The following is a 5,087-nucleotide window of genomic DNA, read 5'->3' on the forward strand; positions in this document are numbered from 1 at the left end:
CCAGTTCATCAACCCGCTTCGTCAACCCCGCTGCCTCCGGCAACTGTGCCGGAAGCGCGGCGGGCGCCTGCGCGCCCGGGAGACGGGCGCGCGCCTGATCAATGCACATCCGGAACGCCTTCCGCACGTCCGGGTGAAGTCGCTCCCCGTCTATGACCGCGAACAAGGCCATGCGTTCGGCATCGAACAGACTCTGCTGCAGACCGGCTGTCGCCTCCAGCCCGGCGGCGCTGGTTCGGATGGCCTCGGCGGGGCAGCGGCCCAACTCGTCAAACAGCCACATGCCGACGGCCGCCAAAATGATCTGGGGGGCCACGAAGAGTGGCAAGAGGAGGCCGCGTGACGGGATCGAGGCCATGAGCCAGCGTCTTTCTCGGGATGGGCTCCGCTTTGATAAGAGCGAGCGGAAACAATGAACGGCCGGGGGCCAGAGTACTCCACACGCTCCGCGTGCGGATGGGACTTCCTCCGAGGCCAGACGATGAAACGGGTCAACGTCCCGCCCGCACGCGGAGCGTGCGGAGTACTCTGATCGCCGACTGTTTCATTCTTTCCGCTCGCTCTAAATAATAATACGGCGGTTGCGGATGGTTCGGCCCGTCACGTTTCAGATTTGAATAACGCCCTGCTCCAGGTCTGTGACCAACAACTTCGCCCACGCCCGGTAGTTCGGGGCGATCAGTCGCGTCCTCGGCCCCTCGATGTCGTAATCGCACACCTGGCCCAAGGTCCCGCCTTCCGCCGGGTCCAGGTCAAGGAAGTGGCAGTTCCCTTGGTTGAAGGTGATCGGAATCCACCGCCGGTTCCACCAGTCCGGACGGATCGGCCCCTCCGGCGTGTTCCCCGCCCCCCAAGGTTCCCGGCTCCAATCCCCGACGTAGTGATTCCAGATGTTCACGATCTCGGCGAGGCTCAAGAGTTCGTCCTTCACCGGGAGCCAGAACGGGTCGTGCAGGGCAAAAGCCTCGCGGACATCCGCGGGAAGCGCCACGCCCAAGGCCGCCTCGGCCTCCGCGAACGCCTCGGGGGAAGCGCCCGGCCCGAACGACTCGTCCGGCCCGTACCGGCCTCGCTTCCAAGCCAGAAGGCGGTCCCGAAGATCTTTCATCAATGTCCCTCCGCCGCCAAACGATCATCTCACCCGCCGGCGGGGCCAGTCTCGCCATGATCCGCAAAAAGCCTACGCGCCCCGCCGGTCAGGCTCGGTGCCCGCCCACCTGTGGATGTTCTTGAACGTGAACCACGCCTTGAGCTCGAACTTGGTGTCGGGCTTGCTGCCGTCGTAGTGGTTCACGTCCGTGGTTGTCGCGGTCCAGTGGACGAGGAACTTGTTGCCCTGCCGCTCCAGAAACCGCACCACGTTCTTGTTCAGGTCGCCATGCTCGCAGTAGTACAGGCAGGAGACGTGGTCTTGTTTCTCGTCGTTCCACGAGGCCGGGACGGAGAACCGGCGGCCAACCAGCCTGGACACGTCGAGTGTTTTCAGGGTGATGCACACCTCGGCGTTGGGCTGCGGCTCAAGTTCGGCGGTGTCCGGCAGTGTCCGAACCGGCTTCACCTTGGTGTCCGCGTATAGGAGCAGTTCGACCGCGCCATCCTCCTCGGATGCCGTGATCGTGGGGTACTTGACGGCGTACACTTCGTCGCCGTTGAAGCGGTGCAGCGCCAGCGTTCCCACTTCCATTCGCCCCTCCGAGATCGCCGAATGCCACGGTTCGGCCGCCGCGACGGGTGACTGATCCTACCCGCCAAACCGCTCTTTGGAAAGCCGGTCAAACACCGTGACCATCTGCTCGCACTCAACCCCGCAATACCCGGCCCGCTCGGGGATGCCGGGCGAGCTGATGGCGAGGAAGTCCCACAGGTCATGGGACGACATCCCGTACCCGTCTCCACGCTCGATGTATCGGCGAATGGCGGCCTCGATCTTCTCGCGGTCGCCATCGGCCAACTTCAGGCGAGCGACCGTGTCATCCACGAGTTTGTGGAATTTCGCCCATTGCACCGCCGGAGCCCTCTTCTCTTGCCGAACGCCTAAACTTGGTGGCCGGGGTTAGTTGATCGGAACCAATTTACGATGGCTCAAGCCCCCGTCCGCCCGCAACGTTTGGTTCGGCTTGCCTTGATCCGGCCGGGCATTATCCGATTACCAGAATCGCCACCAAGGCTCTTGCTTGGGAGGAGAATCGTACCGAAGCCGGTACTCTCGGGTCAGGACCAGCTCGAACGGGCTGGATACCGCCCGCCAGCCGCCATACTCATACCTTGCGATCATCGTATACCGCCCGGCTTCGGCCACTTCGTCCGGCATGTTCAACAGGGCGACTGTGTTTCGGATCGTTTGTCCGGGTTTCAACCGGAGTTCAAAATATTCCGAATACGGGGAAAACATACTCCCGTAAGAGTCGGCAGACCGGACTCGCCCTGCCTCATCAATCACTCGAATATCCAAGTATTGCAGCGGTGAGCAATCGTACCAAATCACGACATCCGTTAATGAAGTGTTCGTCAACTCGACTTGTCCTGCCGCCCGGCAATGGCACCTTCGACGACGCATCTGTCCGACATGCATTGTCTTCAACAGCCCGTCTTGTCCGGCCCGTCGGCACGCATTGCAGGATTCTTGGTGTAATCGGCACAAAAGCGGGGCTATCGGAAAGCGACTCACCGCGGCAAGCCACTCCATCGAAAAATCAACGGAGAGTTCACGCAAGTTACGGAGCAATTGTTGAAGTTGCCCGACCACGGGCGGGGAGTTCTGCTTGCCTCGCTCAAGTCGATTGATCGCACATTCGACACGCAGGAATTCACCCCGGCGGTCGTTTCGCTCGTCCAGCCAATCCGCGTAGACGAGACGGGGCAAATCATCTGATGGCGCGGCAAGGATCGCGGCCAGGAAGTCACCTTCTTCCAATCGAGCCCTCCTTTTTGTCGAACGCCAAAACTCAGCGGCCGGGGCAGAACACCTCGGCTATTTTGCAACGACAGTGGTCCCCGGTCACCTGCAACGTTTTGTTCGACGTCTTACTCGCGAGACAAAGCCTCGCCCCAGATATTGATCGTGGTGCTGAACTCGCCCGGATCGGACGCCACGATTTGAATGGCGATGGGGATGAAGCTCTTGCCTTGATATTCCGGCGATGCCGTGTACTTGGTGATCTTGCCCCCGGCCGCCAGCGGTCCGATGACATTGTTATCGATCCCCGCCTTGATGTCGGCCACCCCGACCGGGACATACAGGGTATTGAGCGGGTTGTCCGTGCCGCCGAACTCCAGTGGCATGAGGAACAGCTTCTCCAAGTCTCCCCGCTCGTACAGTTCCATCGCCTTGGCTTGGGAGTCGACGGCCGAGAAGTCCGGGCCGGTTGGTTGTGTCGCCTTCTTCTTGAACCAGCCGAACATCCGCAGACCCTCCGTTTGCCAAACAACACAACTCACCCGCCGGGGTGGCCAAGCTCGCTATAATCCGCAAAAAGCCCATGTGCCCCGCCGGTCAGACGTAACACTTGGTTCGGCCGGCTACAACACCAGAGACCTGACCACCGGTTGCCGCTCAATCACTGCCTGATTTACCTCATCCGCCGACCGGCAGTAACGAACAAATCGGCCGCAGCCGACGCAATGACGTCGATCAGGGCGATCCGACTCCGGCAACCGCAGCCACTCTCGCGGACAGTCGCCGTCCAAAATGTTGCAGTGTTCGATGTGTCCGGCTTGCATCCGTATCGCCCAAGCCTCGGGGACCACTGTCATCAATTCCCGAAGTCGATGCCGAAGCCGGGCGACTTCGCGGACCCATTGGTGTCTGGCCCGCATCTCGACCGGCGCGATATTCCAGACCAGCCGTTGGAGCCGGACAGTGACTCGCAGCCATTCGCCGCGAGGGTCGTCCCGCTCTTCCAACCAGTCTGCGAACACAAGCCGGGGAGCGTCGTCGCGCGGTGCGGCAAGGATGGTCTCGGTGAATGCGGCTTCCTCGTCCATGTGCCTCCGTTTGCCGAACGCAACAGTTCACCCGCCGGGGCGGCCAAGTGAATGATGAACCTTGAGAAGACTACATGCCACCACGATCAGGCACGGCGCCTTGTTCGGCCTGACCGCTCCAAAAACCGGGCGGCAACTCCCAGACGCGCACCAACTCCGCCGGGCCGGCATCCAGGACGCGAAACTCGAACGGGCCCTCGGGAAGATCGGCGAATTGCCCGGCGCGCAGTTCCCAGACAAAGTTGCCTTGGGTGAACGAACACGACCCCGCCAGCACATAACGGCGGCCCGCACGCGAGATCTCGGAGAACGACTCGCCCGGATGGTGGCGGGCCGGACTGATGCGAAAACGCTCACCCGGCCGATGAACGCGCCGGACCGCCTCCAGACTGAGCGGCCCGTGACTGGGGTAATCCCATGACTGCGCCCCTTCGCTCATCTGGTTCTCTCCACTTGTCTTCTCACAAACCGTCACACCGCTCCCGTAACAGTGCGATAAACTCCTTCAGTTCCGGTTCGCACCCCGGTCCCAAGTTGGCATTCAGGTTCGGCGTCACCCCCCGCAGGGTGGTGAAGCCATCCGGTGACTGGCCGAGAACGAAATACCTCGCCTTCTGGCTCTGCTTGTTCAGGATGATGGCCGAGAAATAGGGGGCAAGAATGACCTTGTCCGCCAACTCCATCATCTCCTCCAGCGACAACTCCGACAGGTCCACAGGCGACGGCGTTGGATATTCGACGATGCAGTATCGGCTGGCCTCGTCGAGGTCGCCGTCGTGGACCGGGAAGGACCGGAGGAGGTTCGCGTCCGGCTCTTTCTCGTGCATCTGGCAGGCCATGACGTAGTAGAACCCGGCCCCGAGAGTTCGGCTCCGTGTCAGGGTCCCGATGAACGCGGCCCCCTCACGGGAAACGTACTCAGGCAGTATCCGGTACGCCATCGTGTAACAATGTTGGGCCGTGTCTTCGGCTTCCGGTAATGACGGCATGGGACACCTCATTTGCGTAAACGCACAAGCTCGGCAGCCGGGGCGGCCGGGCGACAATGAACCTGGAAAATCACTGATGCAGCCTCGGTCTGCCCCGGCGCCTGGTTCGGCGGG

10 protein-coding genes and 1 pseudogene are annotated in these 5,087 nt (G+C 61.8%); 1 reads left to right on the forward strand and 10 read right to left on the reverse strand.

The annotated features are described in order from the left end of the window. The 5 genes from BGIM_RS62320 to BGIM_RS66815 all read right to left on the reverse strand — a co-directional run. Positions 1–358: hypothetical protein (locus BGIM_RS62320; RefSeq protein ID WP_040887348.1), on the reverse strand; the 358-nt coding region annotated here is incomplete at its 3' end. Positions 359–607: 249 nt separating this feature from the next. Then, entirely contained in the window at positions 608–1,108 is a 501-nt protein-coding gene (locus BGIM_RS47775; RefSeq protein ID WP_020467824.1) for an SMI1/KNR4 family protein, read from the reverse strand. A 72-nt stretch (positions 1,109–1,180) separates the two neighbouring features. Then, positions 1,181–1,684 (reverse strand): hypothetical protein, encoded by a 504-nt coding sequence (locus BGIM_RS56675; protein WP_020467825.1) that lies wholly within the window; start codon positions 1,682–1,684, stop codon positions 1,181–1,183. Between the two features lie 57 nt (positions 1,685–1,741). Next, complete coding sequence (locus BGIM_RS0100100; protein ID WP_020467826.1) at positions 1,742–2,005, reverse strand: hypothetical protein; 264 nt, start codon at positions 2,003–2,005, stop codon at positions 1,742–1,744. Between the two features lie 141 nt (positions 2,006–2,146). Then, positions 2,147–2,512 carry a hypothetical protein gene (locus tag BGIM_RS66815; protein ID WP_238537493.1) on the reverse strand — a complete coding sequence of 122 codons (366 nt, stop codon included), beginning with the start codon at positions 2,510–2,512 and terminating at the stop codon, positions 2,147–2,149. Positions 2,513–2,728: 216 nt separating this feature from the next. On the opposite strand from BGIM_RS66815, the gene BGIM_RS66820 reads away from it, so the two are divergent. Continuing rightward, positions 2,729–2,872: a hypothetical protein gene (locus BGIM_RS66820; RefSeq protein WP_238537494.1), complete on the forward strand. Its 144-nt coding sequence runs from the start codon at positions 2,729–2,731 to the stop codon at positions 2,870–2,872. On the opposite strand, the pseudogene BGIM_RS68085 reads toward BGIM_RS66820, so the two are convergent. The 5 genes and pseudogenes from BGIM_RS68085 to BGIM_RS0100125 all read right to left on the reverse strand — a co-directional run. Then, a pseudogene (locus BGIM_RS68085) lies at positions 2,843–2,914 on the reverse strand (TIGR02996 domain-containing protein); the annotation flags it as partial. The gene BGIM_RS66820 and the pseudogene BGIM_RS68085 sit on opposite strands and share 30 nt — an antisense overlap. A gap of 110 nt (positions 2,915–3,024) precedes the next feature. Then, positions 3,025–3,402, reverse strand: a complete 378-nt coding sequence (locus BGIM_RS47785; protein ID WP_020467828.1) for a hypothetical protein — start codon at positions 3,400–3,402, stop codon at positions 3,025–3,027. Positions 3,403–3,519: 117 nt separating this feature from the next. Continuing rightward, the gene (locus tag BGIM_RS0100115; RefSeq protein ID WP_020467829.1) at positions 3,520–3,984 is read right to left on the reverse strand and encodes a TIGR02996 domain-containing protein; all 465 of its coding nucleotides are present in this window, start codon (positions 3,982–3,984) and stop codon (positions 3,520–3,522) included. Between the two features lie 70 nt (positions 3,985–4,054). Next, positions 4,055–4,423 carry a hypothetical protein gene (locus BGIM_RS0100120; RefSeq protein ID WP_020467830.1) on the reverse strand — a complete coding sequence of 123 codons (369 nt, stop codon included), beginning with the start codon at positions 4,421–4,423 and terminating at the stop codon, positions 4,055–4,057. 22 nt (positions 4,424–4,445) lie between these two features. Further along, positions 4,446–4,973: a hypothetical protein gene (locus tag BGIM_RS0100125; RefSeq protein WP_020467831.1), complete on the reverse strand. Its 528-nt coding sequence runs from the start codon at positions 4,971–4,973 to the stop codon at positions 4,446–4,448. Positions 4,974–5,087 lie beyond the last annotated feature (114 nt).

Origin of the sequence: Zavarzinella formosa DSM 19928 (genome assembly GCF_000255705.1) — a bacterium.
Classification (GTDB): Bacteria; Planctomycetota; Planctomycetia; order Gemmatales; family Gemmataceae; genus Zavarzinella; species Zavarzinella formosa.